Genomic DNA, 24,299 nt, shown 5'->3' with positions numbered 1-24,299 from the left:
GAGGCTAGTGTAACAGCAGAGTAACACTTCAGTGCGGCAGATAGCCGATTCAGACTTTTACTAGGTATTGAAGCTGATCTGCCGTCGCTGACTTCTGCTGTTATGAAGTAACTAAAATAGGCTCTTTTTTCTTCCGCCGCGAGAAAATTTTGCATTATATATAGGGATATTAGATGTGAAAGTTTTGGATAACCGTCCCAATTTAAGTAATTAAACGGAACATTTATTATAGTATTTGAACGCAAAATTGGATAGAAAAATTCTGTTTAATTATCCTAAATCGAATAATTAAACGGAATTTTTCAGGATAAGTCTTTATGCCGATCGATCAGTTTATGGTAAGGGCACAATCAAACCCCTATCTATCGATGTTCATACCTTTAAGAAATGAGAAAAATTATGATATCGCAAACAAATCGTTTGGAATCTTTGAAATTGATACGAGAGGATCTTCACGCAAAACTAAAGCCTCTTCGCACTGAATTAGCAAATTTAGATATAAGTGAGGGCGAGTCCTCGCAGATTCTCGATGATTTTGATACTCTTGACGCAATTCTTGAAGCACTCCAAGAGCAACATATCAGGATAGTAGTCATGGGTAAAGTAAACGTGGGTAAATCCTCTTTGGCAAATTCTCTCTTAAAGGCTGATGTTTACAAAACCGATGTTATCCAAGGTACAGGAATAAAAGCTAATGGTTCAATAAAACTTGATAAGTGGGAAATCCATGATACGCCAGGTATTATGCACAATTTGGCTGATGATGAAGAAGCCAAAGAAAATATTCGTCGAGCGCATGTAAAGATACTTGTAATAGATGACCAGCCCTATGAACCAGAACTTGACTTGTTTCGATGGGCAACCAAACTGATGCCTGGACTTCCTACTGTTATATTTTTTAATAAGTATGAGAAATAAAGTCAAAGATGAGATCCTTTGTAAATAATATTGAAACTGATATTGTTTTTGGCTCTGCATCTCTATTTGATTCTGATTCTGAATCTTACAAGAGACAACCGCCTCCAAAAGACCTGATGGACTGGTTATATAATCACGCTGATTATAGTAGCACGTTGGTTAAAGTAATTGATCCAGCTAACCAAGCATTAACGAACATTGAAAGTAATGTTTTTCAAGTACGAGAGCAAGTAGCCAGAAGAATAGTGACTGAATATGCAGAAGGCAACGCAACATCAGCACTTATTCCTTTCTCTTCTGTTACTGTTTTCCCAACAAGATTACATAGTATGAATTTCACAATTTGTGAGATTATGGGAGTCCCACCGGAAAAGATGCAAAGTGCTGAATCCATTAGCAACGTGTTTTGGGAAGGTATATGGAGTGCAGCAAAAGTTGAAGCACTTTGGGCTGTCGTAGGTATTGCGTTAGCTCCGTTTACATTCGGCGTATCTTTGGCAGCCACTATATATGGTACTTATCAGGAATGGAATGAATCTCAAAAAAGAGTACTTGTGCTTGGTGAGGCTTTAATTCAATGGATTAAGTCGGGCTATCCTAATATTAGTGATGGAAAAGCCTATCTCAATGAAATCAAGAAAAAATTAGAGACTGGTAATTTATAGTTAAATCACATCTAGGATTTGCCCAAAATCAAAAAGGTATTAGTCGTACAATCTATCCATGTATGACTAAACCTGTTGATTTATTGCCGAAAACTTCTCAGCCGACTTTGCCAATAGCAACTTGAGGTTTGAAATACCCTAGATGAATTATTCCCGGTTTTGCCGATGTCTGTGACGGACTACACTTAAGCATCCTCCATCACCAGATCGCACCATTTAATCTAAAAAATCGTCATTAAAAATAGTCTTTCATTTTACAGTTATTCTTTAAGCAAAATGCAAGCAAAATCTAAAAATGAGACTGCATAAGAGTTATATTGTTTAAAGCATCAAAACAGATTATTCCTAGATAACCCTAAAACTCGCGCTTAGGCTAGAAATAGGCTCTTTTTTCTCCCGCCGCTAAAAAACCTTGCAATATATCAATTGTAAGAGCGTTGGCGCGTAGCCCGCCGAAGGCATCGCTAGGTTCGGAGTAATCCCAAGAGTGCATTTGACGGAAAGGAAGACCCATCTTTTGGAAGACGTACTTCTCTTTCACACCAGAAGCTACTAGGTCAGGCTTGAGGGCTTTGATAAATTCCTCGAATTCGTAAGCGGTAACGTCGTCATAAACGATGGTGCCGTTTTCGATATAGCCAGCAGTACGTTTGTAGTCATCATTATGAGCGAACTCATAACCTGTACCAATCATCTTCATGCCCAAGTCTTGGAAAGCTGGGACAACGTGACGAGGACGTAGACCACCAACCATGATGGCAACGGTCTTACCATCCAAGCGGGGGCGGTATTTCTGAAGAATCGTATCCATTGTGGGCTGATACTTGGCGATAACCTTCTCAGCGTTTGCTTGGATTGTCTCGTCAAACTTAGAAGCAATTTCCCGTAAAGATTCAGCAATCTTGGTGGGGCCGAAGAAGTTGTATTCCAACCAGGGTATACGATAGCTTGAAGTCTACAACTCTTATATATCAATGGTTCTACAAGTCTGCGTTTCCTGTAGCTTGTTTTTGTCTTAAAGCTTGCGATTTAAACATCCAAAACTCTAGTGAAATGGTAATTTGATTTGCAAATTGTGGCTTAAGGGTGTGAAGTTTTAGCTGTATACCAACAGAATTAGGAATCGAACCTTAACCCTCGACTGGAGATGCAACAGTGGTGCATAAGTCAAAATTTGCTGGCGGATAACATAGTGCTGTCCGGTAAATTTTCGTCAAAATTCGCTGGCGGATAACTTAAAGTAGTCCAGCAAATTTTTGCAACAACTTGCAGGTTCTTTGTCAAACTTTATACACTAGGCTAAAACGCGAGTGTATTTGGCATGGAAGTACTGGGAAGGCGGATTAGCGAAAATGGAGTGCTGCATCTAATGGACGGTGAAAAAGCTGATCAGGAAACTTGGTTGACTCTGTGCGGTCGCCAAAATTGCACAACTAACGCTCTACCGTTGCAAAAATTTGATGGTGGCAAGAACTGCTGTACAGTCTGCGTTCGGATGCAACGCGGTAATCAGTTGCTGCACTCTCGACTTTTAGCAGCATGAAAAAACCGACTATTTGGGAACTTCATTCAAACTACTTCAAAAAACGCGGAAGCCTTAAGGTTTCCGCCAAAATAAATCATGCTGAAGGATGCATTATTAGCGTGGTTTAGTTTTCGGACATATATTATATCTCCCAGAAGTTTTAGCGTGGTTTGAAATCTCGTGAAGCTCTCCCACGCTAAACCACGTTAATTCTTCTTCGGCAAGTTAACTTGTCACTGGTTTAATACATGGAAATATTCACCGTTTCACACCATTGATTTTCTGGAAACCTATTAGGTTTATATCGCCGTTGTTCGTAGATGATTTTTTAAGTTGATTACAAGTGATTAACTATTCACTCTCCCTGTTGAGTGGCTACGCAGTTCGTGCCGGACAGTATACTCATCGACAGAATGATTACGAGCCACTAACTACTCACTCTCCCTATCGAGCCTTAACCCTTGACAGAGTTTCACTCAACTAAAATTGCGTGACTACTGCGCGATCGCTAACTCTCCCGATTGGTCCTTAACCCTTAATTAGGTTGTCGTTGATTAAAACCGAATGATTTCGCGTGAGATTTTACCGAACCCTATAGGGGGGTGGAGAATATTAGCGTATGAGATTTGAGAGCAGTTCCCGATACATGAGAAACCCTATAGGGTTCGGCAATTGTCGTGATGTTCTTGGATGCTTCCAGGGCATAGGGAAATGTATAACATTTCCAAGGCTTGTTTTTCCAGCGCAGATATCTAATATCTCCTACTTCGATTTCCAATAACTAAGGTTTAGCACCATCGCGGCTTGAACCGTTGAACCGACCCTTTGAACCACTGAACCAACCAACTAACAAGGAGCCTAGCAATTTTAGCAACGGTTCAGAACGGTGGTTCATAACTTTGAACTTAACCAAACTGAGATGATAGGGGCTGACGGCGATTCTGAACCACAGTTCACATTTTTGAACTGAAGCAAATCAACATGATACCGACTGATGGCGACACAGCCGCAGGTGTTCGCGTTGCGGCTGTGTCGCTCCTTGTAGCGTTCCCTCAATCGGGACAATTGTAGCCGCGCTGCGGTTGCAGCAAAAGGCTGCAATCAGTGCCGCCTTTCTCTTTTACCCAATCATTAATTTCTAGGATGAAATAGCTAAATAGAGCAATTTCATCTTCTATTGATGAATGTGAGTACTGGCTTTGATAAATGCCAGGGTACTTCTCTTCCAAAAAGTCCTCCATTAAATTGAAGGTATGTTCACCAAGTGGAATACTCAAAACAAGTTTTTCGCAAGGCAATCCAAACTTTTTGTTTAAAAGAGACACTAAACTGGACTCAAACAGCCCCTCTCCCCACTCAGTTTCTCTGAAGTGATCAAGCCTGATTCTTTGTGTTTCACAGAGCCAATCGCGCCCAAAAATGAGGCTGTATTGCTTCTGAACTGCCTCGTCGATAATATCCAGCCCTTCTACTGTGTTTTGGCGTGAGGCAATATCAGCAGCAAGAGTTGGGTCAGCCTTGGCATACCTGATAAAAATCTTGGCTACATAGTTGGCGAAGCCTGGATCGAGGTAGCTGGCTAGGTGAACTACCATGATTGGGTGAACCCAAGTTACCCAAGTTTTACCTATGGGCTCAACAATCCAGGGTTCAGCATTTGACTCTGTAATTTTCAAATCCTCTGATCTAGCTTTTGTTTCTGGCAATCGCTTCCAGTTACTCAAGTCATGCCCAAAATGCTTAAACCACTTAGTAGCATTGATATAGCCGTCATCTCGTTGTGCATCTTGCACCAAATTACCAAACTGCTCTATGTTTGAATTTGACATATAAATTTCTCATTGTTTTGAAAATGTTAAACAACTCCAGCTTAGACAGGGGTTGTTTTTTTTTGTCTACGGACACTAATGCTGCACGGCGCAAATAAGCAGCCATTCAAAGCTATGAAAATTTGACTGACTAATTTTAGTATGTCAACTTCAGGATTTGACACCCTGGAGATTTGACACCGTGGATACACGTTGTCAACTTCAGGATTTGACACCCTGGAGATTTGACACCGTGGATACACGTTGTCAAATTCCTCGGTAAATCACCTCCTAAAACGACTCAATATATTGTCACTGCTGGCTTAGAACCTCTTTTTACTCTAAGTATGCTCTAACACCACGATCACCCCCGATCACCCCCCGATCACCCCCCGATCACCCCTACGATCACCCCTACGATCACCCCATCAATCTAGACACAGCAAGCGATACAACCGAAGGTGATCGTCTAAGTACAGAAAAATCACCAAAAAAAAAATTGAATGAGTCAGAGAAAATAATGGGCATTTTTCCTAGGTTGACGATCACCAATCGCCAGAAGCCTTGCCAGATAATAACTTTAGGGGTGATCGGGGGGGGTGATCGTGGGGTGATCGTCACCGACGACGATCACCCCTACAAATGCTATGTTTAATTAATTACATCGGCTCTATCTCCCAGCTTTAAGTACCTTTTGAGATAGTGCTAATCAACTTGTGCATAGCTCTTAAAGTTAGTTCCAACTCGTCCCGGTGCGGTTCTGAAAGCTTTAGGTAGCAATCGGTAAGCAGCGCAATAGAGTCTGCGGACTCGATGTGTTCAAGTTCTAAAAGCTGCTGGTAATACTGAATAACGTTCCATTCATCCAGGGCGCGTGTCATCATCGCAGCCAGAGAATCATTACCTTCATCCGCAGTAAAAACAGGTACAGTACCATTGCTGTCGGTCTGCGCTTGTTGCATAATTTGTATTGCCTCTTAATCGTGGGTCTTCAAACTGAACGATTGGGGAAGTCGTGCCGGTGGGGGAGAGGTGAATGACTCTCTTGCCGGGGCGCATTCAAGCGCTGACTTCATTTATTCATCTGCTGTGGGTACTAGGGGAGCGAAACGACGCTACGATTTACTCGCTACGACCTAGTGTCTTGCGCTTTATTTAAGCGTTATGGATATACAGTAATACATCTGTTAGACAAAAGTCAAGGATTAACTTACGTATCGTCTTGCATTTAGTGTTAGACTAATGCAATGCACTGGTAAGACAAATAAATTATGTCTGTATCGTTAACCTTTCGCTGTCCAGATGACTTGGCAGCACTCATCACTTCCCATGTTGAGGCAACTGGACAGGATAGAACATCTGTTGTTGTGGGGATGTTGCGCTCTAGCCTGCCATCTCTGCTAATGACGGAAAAAAATAACCTGCCAGAGATTTCTGCTGTTTATCTTGTTTGGTCGTCTAACAACCTGTTGTACATTGGTAAGACAACCAATTTGAGAAATCGATTTTTCCAACATCATAGAATTGTCCAATTCGTTGAAGCTGGAACAGATACGCGCATAGGTTGGTTTCCCGTTGCAGTGGATGGACTGACTTACGTGGAAGACAGCTTGATAGAACTGCTAGAGCCTGAATTTAACGGGGAAGCAGTAATTGGTGTTAAGCTTGCAACTTTTCGCATTGAGCCAGAAAAATGGAAAGCCTTTAAATCTCTAGCTACCAACCAAGGAACTAATGCTTCAGCTGTTCTCAACGAATTTATCGATAAGTGTTTAGCAGAAAGGAGAATACCTAGCGATGTGTCTACCCTCGTAGGCGATGATTCAAATTTAATTAATCTCATAGACAAACGCATAGAAGACAGTATTGAAGCACTGATAGACAAGCGTATAGAAAACAGTCTAGCGGTAAGCTTGGGTGAAGTGCGATCGCAACTGGAGGAACTGCGGGGAAAATCGAAAGCCCGGTAGTAGAGGAGAATAGCGCTACCGGGCAGCCAAGCAATATTGAGTCAACTGTAGCGAACAGTGAAACCATCGACCAGTTGCAGTCCCAAGTTAAAAGCCTGGAGAGGGAAAGCCAGCAACTTAGGCAACGGTTACAGACAACAGGTAATTTCGCGCAGCCGGACTATGAAGCAGCCCGCGATCGCGCTTTGAATAAGCTTAAAGTGGGCAAGCAATCAACGGCAGGAAAGGCGATTGACGCTTTTATCAAGGAACTAAAGCACGGTTTATAGTCAACTTATGCACGGTTTCAACTCGGTTTCAACCCATCTACAGTTCGCCTACACTGCAACAACAGAAGGTGACAAGTACGCTTTGTGTGCCACGATCGACGGTGACAAGAGCGGTTACAATGCCACGATCAACGGTGACAAGTGCGGTTACAGTGCAGGTTGAGTACGTCTACACTCTCTACAGGTGTAGACGAAACTGTAGGCGGGTAAAATCCGCTCTGGATAACGTTTTTAGCAACTGTAGACAATTTTTTGACTGGCTATTTTTTAACATAAATTCCCAAAAAATAGCCTTTTTATCTAATATATTGCCCAAAAATGTAGCAGCACTGTTTTAACAGTTTTAAAAGCTAAATAGATAGAGATACACCTCTGCTAATAAACCACACTTTGCAGTGAGTTAAGTAGACAAAACCTCACTGATTTGATGCCGTGCCAGAGCTTGCCTGAGATATTCCACCTCAGCCCTTAGCCGTGCATTCTCCTGCTTCAACATATCCATATCATCTTTTTTATCCACTGCCTGCTTAATTACCTTCCTCCGGTTCTCCAAGCTGAACCACTTCTGATAAATCTCAGTGTGAATCTCTACAGAATGCCCCAAATTGTCAGCAGCAGCTTTAATTGGAATGCCCATCATGTGCGCTCGAATCGCCCAAGTGTGGCGTAAATCATAAGGCGTAAACGGAATATTTACGCGCCTAAACCAGGATGAACAATTAACCCGAATAGTGTTGATATCTGTAAAACTAGTTCTGCCATCAGTTTGAGCTTTTAACAGTTCCAAATACTCTACGTTTTTTAAATCAAACAGATAAACCCATTCAGGATGTAGCGGTAAGGCTTCTCTATAACCAGTCTTAGTATCTGGGTGAACCTTCCATGTATTATCTTTATTTTCAGAACTCAACCACCAATCAATTCCAGGGTTTACAAACAGTTCTCTTGGGCGTAGTCCATAGGTAGCAAGCATTCCATATACCCATTCCCACATCTTCCAACTGTCTAAGCAATTCTTTTTAATTGTTAGGCTTCTAGTCAAAGAGTACTTATGAAAAGATTCCTGATATTTGATGATATCTTCATCACTGGGAATGTCCCTAGCCTGACTCTTGGGTTGTGTAGCTTTAAAATGTTCGAGAGTGAAACTAGTTAAATTAAGAGTTGCTTTTAAAACCTTCAATGATTTAACAGCACTGTATTTGGCGGAATCACCCGTCAATTCTGCAAATCTTTTATCAATCTCCGGTTGAGTCAATAAAGTATCTAGCCCAATCAATCGCCGTAAATACTCCTTGTAGTAGAAAAAGGTGTGTTTACTTTTTTCTGTTAATTTGCGTGTTTTGAAATATTCAGTTTCAAACTCTTCTAAAACATCACCAAGCGTTTGGGATCTGTTGCCGACCTTAGCGACTTTACCCAGATATTTCTCAGTCCATTCAAACTGTTTACGGGCAAGCAGCTTGCCTAACTCGTTTGCCTCTTCTTCTGCTGTTCTCAACCCGTCCAGGCTTGCAGGGATGTTTAGCGAAATCTTGTACTGCTTAAAACCAGTTCCTTTAGTGTCGCGATCGCCCGGTTTGATTGGTAGCGATGCTTGCAATTGAATAGTTTCCCGTGCCACGACCAAACCCACTTTCACCTTAGCGGCTTTTAGACGGGACCTAGTGTCTGCCAAGCCTTTCTCAAATTTGCGTTCCAGATGCTGCCGAGTAGCTTTCATTTGTTTCTGTGTTCCTAGATAGCTGCCATCGGTAGATGCTGGCGGAGTGAAATCTTCAAAAACGTCCTGTGCCTTGCTTTTCATTGTGTCTTAAATGTGTCTTAAAATTTAGTCCATTTAGAACAATGTTTAAACTAAGCAAAGTTAGACGTGGACTAAATCCTGGTATCACAACACATTAAATCATACTTCGTACAGGGTATACCGTAAGCTTCTTCCATGTGACGGCTGATGTAGTTCATCGACCGATAGCAGTGGATGAGGTTCATCTTTACATTGGGGGTCATCAACATTTCGTTGATGGTGCCATCACCTGACCACTGAGCGACTACGCGCAAACCGAGTTCTTCTAACAGGATGCGGCTAGCCCAAGCATCACCACCGATGTTGTAGTCACCAATGATGGCTACATCATAAGGAGTACCTTCAAACTGAAGTGTACCGTCTTTCTTAGCTTGGTCGGATCTGGTGAATACCCAGTCACGAACCATGTCGTTAGCAATGTGGTGTCCCAAAGATTGAGAAACACCCCGGAAGCCTTCGCAACGCACAGGTACAACTGGCTTGCCAATTTCTTTGGATGTCTTCCGAGCAACAGCTTCGATGTCATCCCCAATTAGACCGATGGGACATTCAGATTGAATGGAAACACCACGGTTGAGGGGGAAAAGTACATCAAGTTCTTGGATGAGCTTGGTAAGTTTTTTGTCACCACCGAAAACGATATCTCGTTCTTGGAAGTCGGAGGTGAAGTGCATCGTACCAAAGGTATCAATACCTGTGGTGCCGATGTAGTAGTTACGACGACCAGACCAAGACCAGTAACCGCAACCTACAGGCCCGTGGCTGATGTGGATCATGTCCTTAATAGGGCCCCAAACCACACCTTTAGAACCGGCGTAAGCACAACCACGAGCGGTCATTACACCAGGGAGGGATTTGATGTTAGATTTAACGCCGCAGTCGGACTTACCTTCTTCGTATACGTTTAAGTGCTTTTCCCGCTTTTTCTTAGCTTTATCGGGGTAAGCGTTTAGAACTTCTTTAATTAGTTCTTTTCTTTCTTCGATGATGTTTTGATTTTCTGGAGGTGTCATACTTAACCTTTGTGACTCGTAAGGATCAGGCATAGGGGGACTAGGAGTCCCCTCTAAGGTTAGGGGGGAGATGTAGAGGAGAGGGTCAAAGGTAAAAGGTAAGATATGGAACTCTTCCTTTTTCCTTGTGCTAGAGCATTATTTATTAGCAGCAAATTATACTACAGGAACTTCAGTAGCAGTCTTGCCAACCAACATTGCAGCATTTTCCTCGCTTTCGAGAATACCGAATTCAATCAACAATTCTTCTAGTTCTTCCATTTCGATGGGTGTAGGAATAGATAGATTCTTGTTGTCGATGATCTTTGTAGCTAATGTTCGATATTCGTTAGCTTGGTTGCTTTCTGGTGCGTACTCGTTAACAGTCATCCGGCGCAATTCTGCGTGTTGAACGATGTTGTCACGGGGTACGTAGTGAATCATTTGGGTGTTCAACCGTTTTGCCAAGGTTTCGATCAGATCGATTTCCCGGTCAGTATTACGGCTGTTACAAATCAAACCACCCAAACGCACGCCACCAGTGTGAGCATACTTAAGAACACCACGAGCGATGTTGTTAGCAGCGTACATCGCCATCATTTCACCTGATGTAACGATGTAGATTTCTTGTGCCTTACCTTCGCGGATAGGCATTGCGAAACCACCACACACAACGTCACCCAATACGTCGTAAGATACGAAGTCTAGGTTTTGGTAAGCACCGTTTTCTTCCAAGAAGTTGATAGCGGTGATGATACCACGACCTGCACAACCTACACCGGGTTCTGGACCACCAGATTCTACGCAAAGAACGTCACGGAAACCCTTCAACATCACTTCTTCGATTTCGATATCTTCTACTGCACCACGTTCTGCGGCGAGGTGAAGAACGGTTGTTTGAGCTTTGCTGTGTAGCATCAAACGGGTGGAGTCAGCTTTAGGGTCGCAACCGACGATGAGGATGCGTTGACCCATTTCTGCCATAGCTGCCAAGGTGTTTTGGGAAGTGGTAGATTTACCGATACCGCCCTTACCGTAGAAAGCTATCTGTCTAATCTTTTCGTCTGTCATTGTTCGTGTTTTCCTGCAATTGGTTGGTTGGTGGGTATGCGCGTTTGTCAGTTGCGTTCACGCCAGTTGAGCGACAGTAGTGAGCGCGTGTAGAGCATCGTTGGTAGCGTTGGCATAAATGCCTGCTGGGGGCGATCGCTCCACAGCTAAAATGATCGAAAGCAAGTACATATATTTCTTGGTTAAATTTCTTTTCTTTTTGTCTTTTGTCCTTAGTCATTAGTCAAATGACTAATGACTAAGAGCTTACGCCATTTACAAATACGTCATAATGTGCTTTAGCTGGAAAGACCAAATAGGACTTGACTTTGTTATTTGTCAACAATCAATGCATCAGTCCTATTACTTGTTCAAAATAGCGCCCTTGAAATTTGAGACGCGCTCTAGTGCAGCTTGGGTATCTTCTGGCGACTCTCCACGCACAGCCATTGATTCACTCAAAAGCTTGGCGATCTCATCGAAGTGTTGTTGCTGTAAATTCATTCCAGCGTGGGTTTTGTCCATTGGACGACCGGCGTATTGCTTTGGCCCCTCAAAAATCTCAGATAAGAAAGCAACTAGATGATTACGTTGCTTGACCATATCTGTACCAGCAAAAATGGGATTGAGGAGGCTATCTGTCGCAATGCGTTTGTGGAGTTCATCTACTATTTGTTCAATAGCTGGTTGTCCGCCAAGTTTGTCGTACAATGTGCTCATTTCCTGTTCCTTTGAAGCGAGTTGGATGATGAAATTCGCAAGTAGGCGCTTAATCTATGAAGCCTATATGCTGTTAGCCGTAATAGCTAATTTAGCTATCGGTTGTCAGTAGGATTGAAGCATTGATGTGGAGACAATTATATGGTTCAAATCCTACTTTCTATTCCTGGCTGAATGCATATTAGAGCGTATTTGTAGAGTACGTTAAGTCCTACAGCAATTCCTAAACTGCTTCGACTACAAGGCTCTTGCTGACACGATCTTGTAATCTGGCTTCGATCGCAATTTTTAGGGTTGCTGTACTACTAGAACAGGAACCGCAAGCACCTTGCAGGACAACTTTAACGCGATCGCCTTCGACATCATAGAGTTCTACATCTCCGCCGTCTGCAATGAGTACGGGTCTGATTTCTTCATCGAGAACTTTTTGAATTAGAGCAATCTTTTGCACGTTAGTTAGCGATCGCTCTTTAGACGTAACAATTTCTGTGGCAACTTTTACGCCGTAATCGTTGATAGCAGATGAGGCGTATTCCTGTTGAACTGATTTAATTATATCATCAATGTTCGCCAAACAGGAACCGCATCCACCACCAGCTTTCACATAATTTGTTACCTCTTCAGCACCAGTGAGATTATTTTCTAGAACGACGCGGCGAATTTTGGACTCGCTAATCCCAAAGCAACTGCAAACTAACGCGCCTTCATCATCATCATCGTGGGTAGCTAGAGGAATGCCACGATAATTATAGATAGCGGCTTCTAGCGCTTCTTGTCCCATGACAGAGCAGTGCATCTTTGCTTCTGGTAAACCACCCAGGTAATCTGCAATGTCTCTGTTGGACACTTTCAGGGCTTCATCTAAGGTTAAACCTTTGATCATTTCGGTTAATGCACTAGAAGATGCGATCGCACTAGTACAACCAAAGGTCTGAAAGCGAGCATCTAGAATCTTATCAGATTCTACTTCTACTTTCAGGTGCAATCTCAGAGCATCGCCGCAAGCAATGCTACCGATTTCTCCCGTTGCAACCTTAACTCCAGCTTCGCTCGTTTCTTCAATTTCTCCCTGATTTTTGGGATCGTAAAACAGTTCTAATACTTTATCAGTGTAGTCCCACATATTATTAAGTTCTGAGTGGTGTTAGCGGTAGCGGGGCGTTTAGCCCGTGCTGTTAGCGGTAGCGGGGGTTTAGCCCATGCTGAGTGGGGAGTGGAGAATAGTTAATTCTTTATTCCCTATTCGCTATTCCCTATCCCCTACTCCTTAATTAACGATGCGCCAGTGCTTGTTCTTGTCCTTGCAGCCAACCTGCATTATCATTTTTGAAGGGTGAGAGGGCGCGTAAACGTTCTACAATACTAGGCATTACCTCTATCACTTGATCGATTTCGGCTTCTGTGGTGTAGCGACAAAGACTGAAGCGTATAGAACCGTGCAAAGTTGTATAGGGTAAGCCCATTGCCCGCAGGACGTGGGAAGGTTCCAGCGAACCGGAGGTACAAGCAGAACCGGATGATGCACAGATACCGTATTTGTTTAATAACAGTAAGATTGCTTCACCTTCGATGTACTTGAAGCCGATATTTGTTGTGTTGGGCAATCTCTGCGTAACGTCCCCGTTAACTACACAATCGGGAATTGTCGCAAGTAAAGTTTGTTCGAGGCGATCGCGCAGCCTTGTTTCTCTTGTGGCCGCTTCTTCTAAGTGTAACAGTTCTAGTTCCGCAGCTTTGCCCAAGGCGATAATTGCTGGAACATTCTCTGTTCCCGCTCTCCGTCCGCGTTCTTGGTGTCCCCCAAGAATGAAGGGACGGAACCGAACTCCGCGCCGGATATATAAAGCACCAATTCCTTTAGGGCCGTGCAACTTGTGACCAGACAGGGTTAACATATCTACGGTGCTAGTTTTCATATTTAAGGGGATTTTTCCCACTGCTTGCACCGCATCTACATGGAAGATAGCGCCATATTCTTTTACGCGCAACCCAATTTGCTCAATCGGGAAAACCGTGCCGGTTTCATTATTAGCATACATAATTGTCACCAAGGCGGTGTTACCTGTCAAGGAAGCTTCTAGTTCATCTAGATCCAGCTGCCCTTGTTTGTTTACTGATAGATAGGTAACACTGTAACCTTGGGTTTCTAATTGTTTGCAGACATTGAGTACTGCTGGATGTTCAACTTGGGTGGTGATGATGTGCCGCTTTTCTGGTTGCGTTAACAGTGCGGCTCGAATCGCCGCGTTATCTCCCTCAGTTCCACAACTTGTGTAGACAATTTCTGACTCATCGGCTCCCAGGATGGCTGCAAGTTGTTCTCTTGCTGTTCTCACTGCTTTACCGACTTGCCCACCAAAGGTATGCATACTGGAGGGATTGCCGTAATAATCTGTCAGGTAAGGTAGCATTACCTCTATAACTTCTGAGTCTACCTTAGTGGTGGCATTATTATCGAGATAGATGCAGTTATTTTGCATTGTTGTCTTCAATTACGTTAGCGTAGCGTTAGCGACGTAGGAGCGTCATTACGAATTATTTCAGCTTCAGATCCCACTGATTGGGATTGACGCTTTTGCAACTGTTTGGAGTAAGTCTGGGAATAGCTGTTAAACCAACGCTCCCAGTAATCTTGTTTATTTGTTAATTTAGCAACTACGCGATTGTAATTGGTAAACCAGCCTTCCCAATAATCGCTAGGCTGCTTAACGCAACCGTCGCAGGTGGGACAACCAGCTTTACACTGAGGCATGGTATGAATGCTACCAATACAATTTGTACAAAGTTCAGGGTCAATCCAGTGCTGTCCGTCAACCACTTTAACTGCATTTGTGGGACATACAGATAGACAGAGATTGCAGGAAATACACTGGCTAGTAAGAATTTTGTAAGCCATGATTTATTCTCCTTTTTAGGTAAGGGGCATTGGGCATTGGGCATTGGGCATTGAGCATTGAGCATCGCGGTGACAGTGCCGTAGCTGGGAGGCGACTGGCGGCATTGGGGATAATTCTTCTTATTCCCCATGCCCCATGCCCTATTCCCTAATTCCCTAATTCCTTAACGTATTGCTCGTAAAACTCCAAAGCAACCTTCTCAATCACGTCGTAAGCTTCAACACTCTGTATTCCAGCTTCTTGCAATTTTTCTTGAGGACTGTTACCAATCTTGGAGACTAAAACTGCTTTGCAATCTGCGATCGCTTTCATAATATGCTCAAAAGAAGCTTCCTCGCCGTATCCACTTTGGCAGTATTGGTCAATTTTGCGATGACTCACAAAGCGAACTTCGTCCCCACCCACTTCGTAAATTTGGAATTCTTTGGCATGACCGAAGTGCTGGTTAACCAATCCGCCGCCTTTGGTTGCTACTGCAACGAGGACTTTCGGACTGTTGGCAAATTTCTTGCCAGCTAATGCCTTATCTTTGGCTACTTTCAGTTCTTCTTTAAACTTCTCAATACCGTCGTGAACTTCTTGGCGTTTGTCCATGTCGTATTCTGGAGTCATTTCCAAGAATTTCTCTTTGGAAAATTCTTGGCTGCGGTCTTCTCCCAATAATCCGACTGCATCGGCACGGCACTGGCGACAGTGACGCATCATTTTCATGTTACCAGAGCAGTTGTCTTGAACTTCTTTGAGTTCTTTGGGTGTGGGGCCGCGTTGACCGATTAAACCGAAGTGTGTGCCATGTTCTGGTGCAGAAATCAATGGCATGATGTTGTGCAAGAATGCACCTTTCTCACGAATGACTCGATTCACTTCAACTAAGTGCTGGTCATTAATTCCGGGAATCATTACAGAGTTAACTTTGCACAAGATGTCAGCATCTTTTAAGGCTTGCAATCCTTCCATCTGTCTTTCGTGGAGAATTCTTGCGCCTTCAATGCCTTTATAACGCTTGCGGTTATAGTGAACCCAAGGATAAATCTTAGCACCAATCTCTGGATCTACCATGTTAATGGTGATCGTAACGTGATCTATATTTAATTGTTTAATACGATCAACGTAGTCAGGCAGCATTAAACCATTGGTTGATAAGCACAGCTTGATATCTGGTGCTTGCTCTGCAATCAACTCAAATGTGCGGAAAGTCTTATCTGGGTTCGCCAATGGGTCGCCAGGGCCAGCAATTCCCACAACTGTCATTTGGGGTATCTTGCCGCCAATGACCAAAGCTTTGTGTGCTGCTTGTTCTGGTGTTAGCAATTCGCTAACTACTCCAGGACGGCTTTCGTTAGCACAATCATATTTCCGATTGCAATAGTTGCATTGAATGTTGCAGGCTGGAGCAACTGCAACGTGCATCCGCGCGTAGTGGTGATGAGCGTCTTCGCTGTAGCAGGGATGTTTAGCAATGCGTTCTTGGAGCATTTCATCCCTTTCCACGGTGGCGCTGCTGGGGCTGTCGCAGCCGCAACCACCTGATTTTGCTTGGGTTGGCGATTCCGTGGCGGTAGAGTTGAGGAGTCGTTTAGACGATGATGTCATTGAGTTTTGCAAAAGGTCGGTGGACTTGGCTGCCACTGTGGGAGATGCTGTTGCTACTTTTTCATGCCCAGAATTGAAGTCGCGTCTTTCACACTGCCTGCAAACCCTTGGGTTGGGGCAACTTGTTTTCAAGTAAAGCAGGCGATAGATATCTGATGTTCGGCTGGTGTGTGTCAACGTTCGGTTCTTGGGTAGAATTTGTGCTTACAGCCGCGACTTCTATTCACTTCAGGCATGGTGCTATGTCATCCCTCCACTCACTTTTCGCTTTGTTTTGTTTCAGAGCGTTAGGTGATTGGCGATATAAGATTTATAGCAGCCATCTTCCAGCCAGATGTTGCGTCTGTCTAGGATAGAATTTATTGGATTTATTACATTTGTACTCAAATACTAAAAACCCTAATTCTTCAAGCATTACAAGAATTAAAAAAGTTTTTTTCAGGTAGGGGTTCTAGTCTTTTTTGGTTGGGGTTCTAGTATTTATAGATGGGGGTTCAGGATTTCTTTGTACTCAGCTAAAACCCAATCCCAGCAAGGAATTAAACTAACTTTCAACTGGGTTTGAGTTATTTAAATGTGTACTCAGATTGCCCTCAAGTTCCGTCAGAAGCAATCAATGCCAAGGGTTTGAGGGTGAAAAACTGGAGTAGTCTATATCGTTCTACTCCAGAAACGTGCGAAATTCAATTCTGTATCTAACATATCATTTTTTTGAGGGTAAAAATGCAATTCATATTTTTTTAATTTTTGCTTTGACAATCATATTCAATTGTGGTTGTAAGTCTTGTCTGATAAGCGATATGAGGTAATGAAAACAGGTGTGTTGCTGCATATCATTTTCAAAAAACTTAACTTTTAACTCCTTTTTTTTTCAGTCCCACAATGAGGAGATGGGTAGGAAACTCTCAGATTTTGTGTTTAAGAGAAACAACAAACTATAATCTAACATGATTGAGCGATCGCAATGAATTTTCTGAATTGCTCATTACAAACCTTAGCAAAAACCTCAACCACCTTCCTGTGCTAGGAAAGGGGAAAGTTTAAAATCTTTCTTCTTTTAGGAGAGATTTTTCAGATATTGCTCTTTGTTACTGATACTATTTAGCTACAATCAAACCAAGCGTGAAGAAATCTTAGTTATGATCGCCATCCCCCAACAGCCGCTAAACATGACCGTTGAGGAATATTTCGAATGGGAACTTCAGCAAGACGTTCGCTACGAATATGCCAATGGCGAGGTATTTGCCTTGACAAGCGGTACAATTCCCCATAACGACATTGCACTAAATCTCTACAGAGCTTTGTACCCTCATTTGCGTTCTAGAGGTTGTCGAGTGAATGTGTCAGACGTGAAAATGCAACTCACTGCCCAGAGCCGCTACTATTATCCTGATGTTATTGTCAGTTGCAACCCTGAAGACCTGAATGCCCGCAAATTTATTCAACATCCCAAGCTGATTGTCGAAGTTTTTTCGCCAGGTACAAGCGCTAAAGATCGGGGTGAAAAATTCACTTATTATCTGACAATCCCCAGTTTGCAAGAATATATCTTGATTGACTCGGAAAAAATCTCCGTCGAGCGTTACTGTCGGGGTGAGGGTAGGATGTGGCTTTACTATCCCTACACCCCTGGAGATATCGTCACTCTATCGAGCATTGAATTTGAGTGTTCGATTGAATTGCTGTATGAAGGTGTTGTATTTACCACTGAAGAATAAAGAGAATGTTGCGTGTTAACTTTTAAAGAGCGATGTCTACGACGGGCTGCGCCTACGCACCTTAAGCAACTGCATAGCCAGTGTATGGTCTTAACTCCGGTGGACGAAACCCCAGAACAATGTGTTCTTTAGGAATTCCAGCCCGTTCTAAATCGACGGCAATGCATTCTTCCGTGCCATCCCGTTGAATCCAGATTTTGCCATCAATTAGGTCAATATGAACCAGACAGCCATGAATGCGGCGATCGCTATCCCAACCTAGATCCATCCACAAATAGCGAGTCTCTTTCAGAGAGGCTGCGCCAACGCGGGTTCGATCAAACACCACTTCTGATTGAATCTTGGCATAGGAATAGGGTAGCGATGCATATTCACTGAGGATAGTTTCAATTACCTGGCGATAGTCGTCTAACTTGGTATAATCCATTGTTTAATGACCTCCTGTTTTGGATCAAAGGTAATCAGCTTTAAACGATGATTTCTCAGTAACAGTTTGCCGATGGGTTCTTCAAATAAATCATCAAAAACACTGTTAGGTACTGCAAGATGCACATATCCCTTACAAGAACTAGCGGCGGCTCATGGTTATAGCGAAACTGAGCGTGCAGTGGGAAAAATTGCGTAGGCGCAGCCCGTCGTAGACATCGCAGTTTCTAGTTGACTTTCCAAACAACCTCTCATATCATGTCCGGCTAAAGACTTATCATTTAGACCGCAGGGGTCAGGGGGAAAGAGGCATTTCCGACTTTTGCACAGATGCGCTAATCATAAGTGATTAACCGGACTTGATATCAGACCTTTTTAAATTTTGGACTTCGGCGTAAGCGTTCAATAGAACACTTTTACAGCTATTTTCAGATAAATAGACGACGCGATAGGGGCACAGCAATGCTCATACGTGTCAACTTCAGCTGAAAGCTATATTGGGTAGGTGTTTTACACATCAACCTCACGCCCTCATCCCCTAACCCCTTCTCCCTTGGGAGAAGAGGAATTGAATCTCTAGCTCCCCTCTCACGGATGGGAGAGGGGCTGGGGGTGAGGGCAAAACGTTCTCACCAAGAGGGTTTCACGTTAAGTTGTCATTACCAACAATATTTAAGTCACCTCGGTTGGCTTTGTATACTCCTGGAGTCGTAAGAAAAGACTGGGAAATTCCGCCAAAGTTAGGGTCTTTGTAGACCTTAACCAGTTATGACGGCGTGTAGGAAAGCTTATAGATAGTGCCGCTGTAGTCATCCGAAATTAACAAATTACCTTGTCGGTCTACTACCATATCCACAGGTCGCCCCCAGGTTTCTTGCGTTGCTGAAACTACCCAACCGGTGACTAAATCTATCTCCTGCTCTGGGGTCTTTGTTGTACTGTTCCAGGGAAAGTAAGCTATTTTGTAGCCCGTTTTCTTCTGCCGATTCCATGAACCATGCAGCCCTGTCACTACCCCATTTGAGTATAGGCTAGGAAAGTTGGTATTTTGTAAGAATGTTAGTCCCAAGGGAGCCGAATGGGCTTGGATACCTTTGCTAATCCTGTCCATTGCATTACAATTAACCTTTCCATCACCATTGAACTGATAGTCCCAGTTAAATGGCATATTGTTGAGGCCGTTTGACGTGTCAGGATTGGGATTGCAGAATGGCCAACCGTAGTTACCGCCATCTCGGACTTTCGTGAACTCTTCTGGTGGATGGTTGTCTACGTAGGAGGGGATAACCTTACCGTAATTGTTACTGCTATCTTTGAAGGGATAGGCGATGTTATCTCGATTATTAACGACTACCCAAAGGTCATTTGTGCCAGGTAAGAATGCTAACCCTTCAGCATTACGTAAACCTTGGGCAAAAAGTCGCTGATTGGTTCCATTAGCGTTGTATTGGTAAATTGCACCACGTTTTGGAGTACTGACAGTATCCTCCTTACAGGCATTGCATGTAGAGGCGATCGACACGTACAGTTTGTGGTTGGCATCAAGTGCGATATTTTTCAGTTCGTGACCATAAGCGCCTTTGAGTTCTTGTGTGCTTTTGTCTGGTAAGCCAGTTACAACGATTTGACGATTTTTCGCGATTAAGTCTCCAGTGTTGTAGATGAAGCGGTTAATTTGATGAGTTTCAGAGATATAAATGTATGTGGTGTTGTCAATCTTATGAAACACAATGTCATGTGGTTTGCGTAGACCCGTCACGAAGTCAGAAATAATTGGGTCTTTGCTGCCATTTGGCCGGACAAGTAACACTTTACCGGAACTGGGCTGTGATACTAGAAGATCCCCATTGGGAGCAACTGCCATAAAGCGAGCTTTGTTAATGCGAGCATAAACAGAGACGGAGAAATTGGGCGGCACTTTCAAGTAACGGTTAGTATTAAAGGGCCAAGAGGTCATTGTACTAGGCACTTTCAGCTTGGTTTCAACAGACGCAGGGGGCGGTTGGCTGATCGCTGCGGTGGTAAGAACCTCTAAGGACATCAAACTAATTAGCGATGCGGATAGTATGCGTCCAAGTATCTGTGTTGGTTTTAGAGTAAATGCAACCATTTTGAACTTCCCTCTAGCTTGGTAGTGATCTATGTTACACATAATTCTCGGCTAGCCGATTTGACCGAGAGTCAGAACAAAACTAACTCAAGGATATTATTTTTTTTCAACACTTAAAATATCTTTATCTACTGCTATTTTTTCTAACTCATCAAAAAATGGGTGAACCGAGAGTTACCAAGAAAGACAAAGCGATCGCTCTTTCCAACTAAAAGAGTCCTCAAGCTACCTAGCGTCGAAACCATTATGCAGAACGTCTTAACAGCGTTCCTTCCCAGTCAAAAAGCCAAGTTTGTGTTTGAAAAACCCAACGCTGAAGACTTGGTTTTTCTTAAATAATTGATTGAAGTTGGTAAAATTTCTGTGGTGATTGATTGCACATATCCCTTGGTAGAACTAGCGGCGGCTCATGGTTGTAGCGAGAGTGAGCGTGCTGTGGAGGAAATTGCGATCGCATCTCAAAACTTAAGTAAATGGATTAAGTATGGCAATACCGCTCCTCAGCAAATGGGATATGGCGATCGCCACATCGTGGAGGAGTTTCTAAAATGTAATTTTCTTCAGCACAGAGTTGACGAAGTTCGACAAAAGCATCTGCGAGGGAAGAGACTTTTTGTTGTTGATGCCAAGCAAGGAAATCTTGGAAAAGTTTAGGTTCTACGATCGCAGCAACTAATTTGTCCTGCTTGAAGATTAATTGAGGTTTTGATGCAATAGCATCAATTACCTCTGGCAATTTTTGTTGTGCTTCGTCAAGTTTCCAGTTCATTGGTTTTAAAAGTTTGACTGCTAATTATAACCTAACGTAACTTATACCAATACTCTATTCCGGTGTCACCAGAGAATAGCTTTATGCGTAGGCGCAGCCCGTCGTAGACATCGCACTTAGCAATCGATTTAAAAAACTAACGCCAAACCTAACCCCCTAACCTCCTTCCCGACGCGGGAAGGGGGAAAATTCAAAGTCTCTCTCCTTTTAGGAGAGAGATTTAGAGAGAGGTTCTTCAGATTCCTGTGAATATTTTTGCAATAACCCTGAAATTGTGAAACATTACTCAAGCTAGTGGATATACTCGTAATCAAAATCTCAACAGAAGCGAGTATTATGCTGGACTGGTTAGCTATGTGGGGTGTAACTCAGGCCGCCGGGTTGATTTTTAAACCCATTCTGGAAGACTTAGCCAAGGATGCTGCTAAAGATTGGGCTAAAGATTTATTAAAAGGCATCCCGAAGAATATTTTAGAGAAACTTAAGAAGGAAGATATAGAAATTGCTGCTGGTAAAGCGTTAAAAGAATTTTTACAACTGGTGCAGGAAGATTTAAAAGGTGGGGAACTTTCTGAAGATGAAATCAAAAAGTATACGCAGCCGATAAAGCAATTTGTCAAAAATCAAGAAGTTAAACAAATTTTGGGAAATGCCTTTAAAGATGACAATCCAGCTATAGACACTAATAGATTACAAGAAAATTGGGATAAAATTAATGTCTCAAATCCATTACCAGATGATTTTAACTGGAAACGGGTTGCTAAGAAATATCTGCAAAAAGTTAAAGAGATTATTCGAGGAATTCCTGAACTCAGAGCTATTCTAGATTCCCAAAATCTGGAACAAATCGAAAAGAACACAAGAGGGTCTGGTGAGCTTATTCCCACCTTTGATTTGAAACGCTATCAAGAAGGAATCCGCGAACGCTATGGCAATCTCAAGTTAGATAGCTTAGATACTAGTGGCTATGCTTATAACGAACTGAAATTATGGCGGATTTTTACTGCTCAAAACGTCCGAGAAACTCATCAAGTTTTAGCACAAGTTCACGAACTGCCTAAAGAACATCTTAGACGGCTGCGAGAAAGTGACCAAGTAGAAGCGGAAGTGGAATTAGAAGATTTAGAACGCCACAAACGGGTTTATTTTGAACAGCCGATCCGTTCAGTCTTAGATGTCGTCAATAAAAAGCAAGATTATAAATATCTTGTGATTTTGGGCGATCCTGGTTCAGGTAAGTCTACATTGTTGCAATTTCTTGCTTTGAATTGGGCAGAGTCTCCACTGGATAATGTTATCTCATTACCAATTCCGTTGCTAATTGAATTACGCACTTATATGCGGCGACGGGAAGATAAAGAGTGCAATAATTTTCTAGAATTTTTTCATCAAGGTAGTGGTGCAATTCATCATCTCAATCAGCTTGAACTAGATAAACAATTAAAAGCTGGTAATGCTTTAGTGATGTTTGATGGTTTGGATGAGGTATTTGACCCTGGTAAGCGAGAGGATGTAATTACTGATATTCATCGCTTTACTAATGACTATCCTGATGTGCAGGTAATTGTCACTTCTCGGATTATTGGCTATAAACGCCAAAAATTGCACGATGCTGGGTTTCACCACTTCAAATTGGAAGATTTAGACTCGGAACAAATTCAGGATTTTATCTACCGTTGGCATGAGTTAACTTTTACCGATGCAGTAGATAAGGTGAGAAAACGGGAACGGCTACAAAGAGGAATTGCAGCTTCCAAATCTATTGCAGAATTGGCGGGAAATCCTCTGCTGTTGACGATGATGGCAATTCTTAATCGGAATCAAGAGCTACCAAGAGATAGAGCCGAGCTTTATAATCAAGCATCGCGGGTACTGCTGCATCAATGGGATGTAGAACGCGCTTTGATAGAAGATAAAAGGTTAGATCCCAAGACGATTGATTATAAAGATAAGCAAGCGATGCTGCGTCAGGTTGCTTATCTTATGCAAACTGGTGAGAAGGGTTTAGCAGGTAATTTGATTAATGAAAATGATTTAGTCAAAGTTTTGACTGACTATCTCAAAACCATAGAAGTTGATAAACCCAGAGAAGCTGCGCGGGTGATGATTAATCAACTGCGGACTCGCAACTTTATGTTATGTTTCCTGGGTGCGGATTATTATGCTTTTGTACATCGGACATTTTTAGAATATTTTTGTGCTTGCGAGTTTGTCTGGCAGTTTAAAGAAACGCAAACGCTGACTATTGAGGAACTTAAGAATGAAGTTTTTGGCAAACACTGGCGAGATGAAAGTTGGCGTGAAGTTCTACGCTTGATAACAGGAATGCTTGAGCCAAAGTTTGCAGGTGATATTATTGATGATTTAATTGAAGTATATGATGAACAAATAAATGAATGGTGTGAAGTAGAAGTTATTGACATACTTATTCTCGCATCTGAGTGTATGTCAGATGTAAGAAACCGCTTGGCGATTACATCAACTGATAATAAATTAGTTGAACGTCTAAAAAAATTAGTTGAGGTTTATGCTCCGTATAGCGGAGAAGATATGGGTTATACCTTCCCAGAAGAAGCAGCTAACTTAATCGATATAATTAGTACTAAGGTGATTTCAATCATTACAACTACATGGAGTAACCACGTAGAGACATTACCTTGGCTAAAAAATTTAGCTATGTATGGTTATGGATATATGGCAGCTATGGCAGTGCGGGAGTTAGTACGAGGTTGGAAAGATGACCCAGATACTTTACCAATACTCAAATCTCTTGCTCAAGCTATTCATTATGGAGAGAACACATATAGAGAGAACACATCTGCCTATGCAGCAATACAAGAATTAGCGCGAGGTTGGAAAGATGACCCAGATACTTTGCCAATGCTCAAATCCCTTACTCAATTTAGTGAGGATACGAGCATACAAACTATGGCAGTGCAAGAGTTAGCGCGAGGTTGGAAAGATGATCCAGATACTTTGCCAATGCTCAAATCCCTTGCTCAGTCTGGTGAGGATAAGAGCATACAAACTATGGCAGTGCAAGAGTTAGCGCGAGGTTGGAA

General features: G+C 42.7%; 21 protein-coding genes and 3 pseudogenes. 9 read left to right on the top strand and 15 right to left on the bottom strand.

Annotation, left to right across the window (positions count from 1 at the left end; translation table 11 throughout):
* The first annotated feature begins 399 nt into the window (after window positions 1–399).
* Together V7L12_RS30090 and V7L12_RS30085 are read left to right on the top strand one after the other, a co-directional pair.
* On the top strand, window positions 400–918 hold the full coding sequence (locus V7L12_RS30090; protein WP_335090000.1) for a GTPase domain-containing protein: 519 nt from the start codon (window positions 400–402) through the stop codon (window positions 916–918).
* An 8-nt stretch (window positions 919–926) separates the two neighbouring features.
* Window positions 927–1,583, top strand: a complete 657-nt coding sequence (locus V7L12_RS30085) for a hypothetical protein (RefSeq protein WP_335089999.1) — start codon at window positions 927–929, stop codon at window positions 1,581–1,583.
* A gap of 368 nt (window positions 1,584–1,951) precedes the next feature.
* On the opposite strand, the pseudogene V7L12_RS30080 reads toward V7L12_RS30085, so the two are convergent.
* A pseudogene (locus tag V7L12_RS30080) lies at window positions 1,952–2,532 on the bottom strand (nitrogenase component 1); the annotation flags it as partial.
* Between the two features lie 372 nt (window positions 2,533–2,904).
* Between V7L12_RS30080 and V7L12_RS30075 the strand changes: the two are divergent.
* The gene (locus V7L12_RS30075) at window positions 2,905–3,126 is read left to right on the top strand and encodes a hypothetical protein (protein WP_335089997.1); all 222 of its coding nucleotides are present in this window, start codon (window positions 2,905–2,907) and stop codon (window positions 3,124–3,126) included.
* Window positions 3,127–3,451: 325 nt separating this feature from the next.
* A complete protein-coding gene (locus tag V7L12_RS30070) occupies window positions 3,452–3,592 on the top strand; it encodes a hypothetical protein (protein ID WP_335089995.1) in 141 nt (46 codons plus the stop codon).
* Between the two features lie 568 nt (window positions 3,593–4,160).
* Here the strand turns inward: V7L12_RS30070 and V7L12_RS30065 are convergent.
* On the bottom strand, window positions 4,161–4,937 hold the full coding sequence (locus tag V7L12_RS30065) for a KilA-N domain-containing protein (RefSeq protein ID WP_335089993.1): 777 nt from the start codon (window positions 4,935–4,937) through the stop codon (window positions 4,161–4,163).
* A gap of 662 nt (window positions 4,938–5,599) precedes the next feature.
* On the bottom strand, window positions 5,600–5,878 hold the full coding sequence (locus V7L12_RS30060) for a hypothetical protein (protein ID WP_335089991.1): 279 nt from the start codon (window positions 5,876–5,878) through the stop codon (window positions 5,600–5,602).
* 309 nt (window positions 5,879–6,187) lie between these two features.
* On the opposite strand from V7L12_RS30060, the gene V7L12_RS30055 reads away from it, so the two are divergent.
* Entirely contained in the window at window positions 6,188–6,886 is a 699-nt protein-coding gene (locus V7L12_RS30055; RefSeq protein WP_335089989.1) for a GIY-YIG nuclease family protein, read from the top strand.
* Between the two features lie 74 nt (window positions 6,887–6,960).
* Window positions 6,961–7,155: a hypothetical protein gene (locus V7L12_RS30050; protein WP_335089987.1), complete on the top strand. Its 195-nt coding sequence runs from the start codon at window positions 6,961–6,963 to the stop codon at window positions 7,153–7,155.
* Window positions 7,156–7,555: 400 nt separating this feature from the next.
* Here the strand turns inward: V7L12_RS30050 and V7L12_RS30045 are convergent, their stop codons facing one another.
* The 8 genes and pseudogenes from V7L12_RS30045 to nifB all read right to left on the bottom strand — a co-directional run bounded on the left by V7L12_RS30045 (window position 7,556) and on the right by nifB (window position 16,214).
* Window positions 7,556–8,962, bottom strand: a complete 1,407-nt coding sequence (locus tag V7L12_RS30045; protein ID WP_335089985.1) for a site-specific integrase — start codon at window positions 8,960–8,962, stop codon at window positions 7,556–7,558.
* Window positions 8,963–9,060: 98 nt separating this feature from the next.
* Window positions 9,061–9,975, bottom strand: a pseudogene (locus tag V7L12_RS30040) (nitrogenase component 1); the annotation flags it as partial.
* Window positions 9,976–10,131: 156 nt separating this feature from the next.
* The gene (nifH, locus tag V7L12_RS30035; RefSeq protein ID WP_335089983.1) at window positions 10,132–11,025 is read right to left on the bottom strand and encodes a nitrogenase iron protein; all 894 of its coding nucleotides are present in this window, start codon (window positions 11,023–11,025) and stop codon (window positions 10,132–10,134) included.
* A gap of 342 nt (window positions 11,026–11,367) precedes the next feature.
* Window positions 11,368–11,724: a globin domain-containing protein gene (locus tag V7L12_RS30030; protein ID WP_335089981.1), complete on the bottom strand. Its 357-nt coding sequence runs from the start codon at window positions 11,722–11,724 to the stop codon at window positions 11,368–11,370.
* A 223-nt stretch (window positions 11,725–11,947) separates the two neighbouring features.
* A complete protein-coding gene (gene nifU / locus V7L12_RS30025) occupies window positions 11,948–12,847 on the bottom strand; it encodes a Fe-S cluster assembly protein NifU (protein WP_335089979.1) in 900 nt (299 codons plus the stop codon).
* Between the two features lie 148 nt (window positions 12,848–12,995).
* The gene (nifS, locus tag V7L12_RS30020; RefSeq protein ID WP_335089978.1) at window positions 12,996–14,204 is read right to left on the bottom strand and encodes a cysteine desulfurase NifS; all 1,209 of its coding nucleotides are present in this window, start codon (window positions 14,202–14,204) and stop codon (window positions 12,996–12,998) included.
* A gap of 17 nt (window positions 14,205–14,221) precedes the next feature.
* Window positions 14,222–14,620, bottom strand: coding sequence for a 4Fe-4S dicluster domain-containing protein (locus tag V7L12_RS30015; RefSeq protein WP_335089976.1), 399 nt, complete (start codon window positions 14,618–14,620; stop codon window positions 14,222–14,224).
* 148 nt (window positions 14,621–14,768) lie between these two features.
* The gene (gene nifB / locus V7L12_RS30010; RefSeq protein ID WP_335090122.1) at window positions 14,769–16,214 is read right to left on the bottom strand and encodes a nitrogenase cofactor biosynthesis protein NifB; all 1,446 of its coding nucleotides are present in this window, start codon (window positions 16,212–16,214) and stop codon (window positions 14,769–14,771) included.
* 1,139 nt (window positions 16,215–17,353) lie between these two features.
* Here nifB and V7L12_RS30005 point away from each other — a divergent pair.
* Entirely contained in the window at window positions 17,354–17,932 is a 579-nt protein-coding gene (locus V7L12_RS30005; protein WP_335090120.1) for a Uma2 family endonuclease, read from the top strand.
* A 61-nt stretch (window positions 17,933–17,993) separates the two neighbouring features.
* Here V7L12_RS30005 and V7L12_RS30000 read toward each other — a convergent pair whose 3' ends face one another.
* Window positions 17,994–18,359, bottom strand: a complete 366-nt coding sequence (locus V7L12_RS30000) for a XisI protein (RefSeq protein WP_335089974.1) — start codon at window positions 18,357–18,359, stop codon at window positions 17,994–17,996.
* Window positions 18,341–18,484 (bottom strand): element excision factor XisH family protein, encoded by a 144-nt coding sequence (locus V7L12_RS33410; RefSeq protein WP_442947931.1) that lies wholly within the window; start codon window positions 18,482–18,484, stop codon window positions 18,341–18,343. The genes V7L12_RS30000 and V7L12_RS33410 overlap by 19 nt, the downstream gene beginning before the upstream one ends.
* Between V7L12_RS33410 and V7L12_RS29995 the strand changes: the two are divergent.
* Window positions 18,483–18,557, top strand: a pseudogene (locus tag V7L12_RS29995) (zinc-binding dehydrogenase); the annotation flags it as partial. The gene V7L12_RS33410 and the pseudogene V7L12_RS29995 sit on opposite strands and share 2 nt — an antisense overlap.
* Before the next feature lie 567 nt (window positions 18,558–19,124).
* Here the strand turns inward: V7L12_RS29995 and V7L12_RS29990 are convergent.
* A complete protein-coding gene (locus tag V7L12_RS29990; RefSeq protein ID WP_335089972.1) occupies window positions 19,125–20,468 on the bottom strand; it encodes a PQQ-dependent sugar dehydrogenase in 1,344 nt (447 codons plus the stop codon).
* A 478-nt stretch (window positions 20,469–20,946) separates the two neighbouring features.
* Window positions 20,947–21,237 (bottom strand): prevent-host-death protein, encoded by a 291-nt coding sequence (locus tag V7L12_RS29985; RefSeq protein WP_335089970.1) that lies wholly within the window; start codon window positions 21,235–21,237, stop codon window positions 20,947–20,949.
* Window positions 21,238–21,573: 336 nt separating this feature from the next.
* Here V7L12_RS29985 and V7L12_RS29980 point away from each other — a divergent pair.
* On the top strand, window positions 21,574–24,299 hold a 2,726-nt coding region (locus V7L12_RS29980), incomplete at its 3' end, for an NACHT domain-containing protein (protein ID WP_335089968.1).

This window comes from Nostoc sp. (assembly GCF_036918245.1).
GTDB lineage: Bacteria > Cyanobacteriota > Cyanobacteriia > Cyanobacteriales > Nostocaceae > Nostoc.
This window is presented reverse-complemented; position numbering and strand designations above follow the sequence as displayed.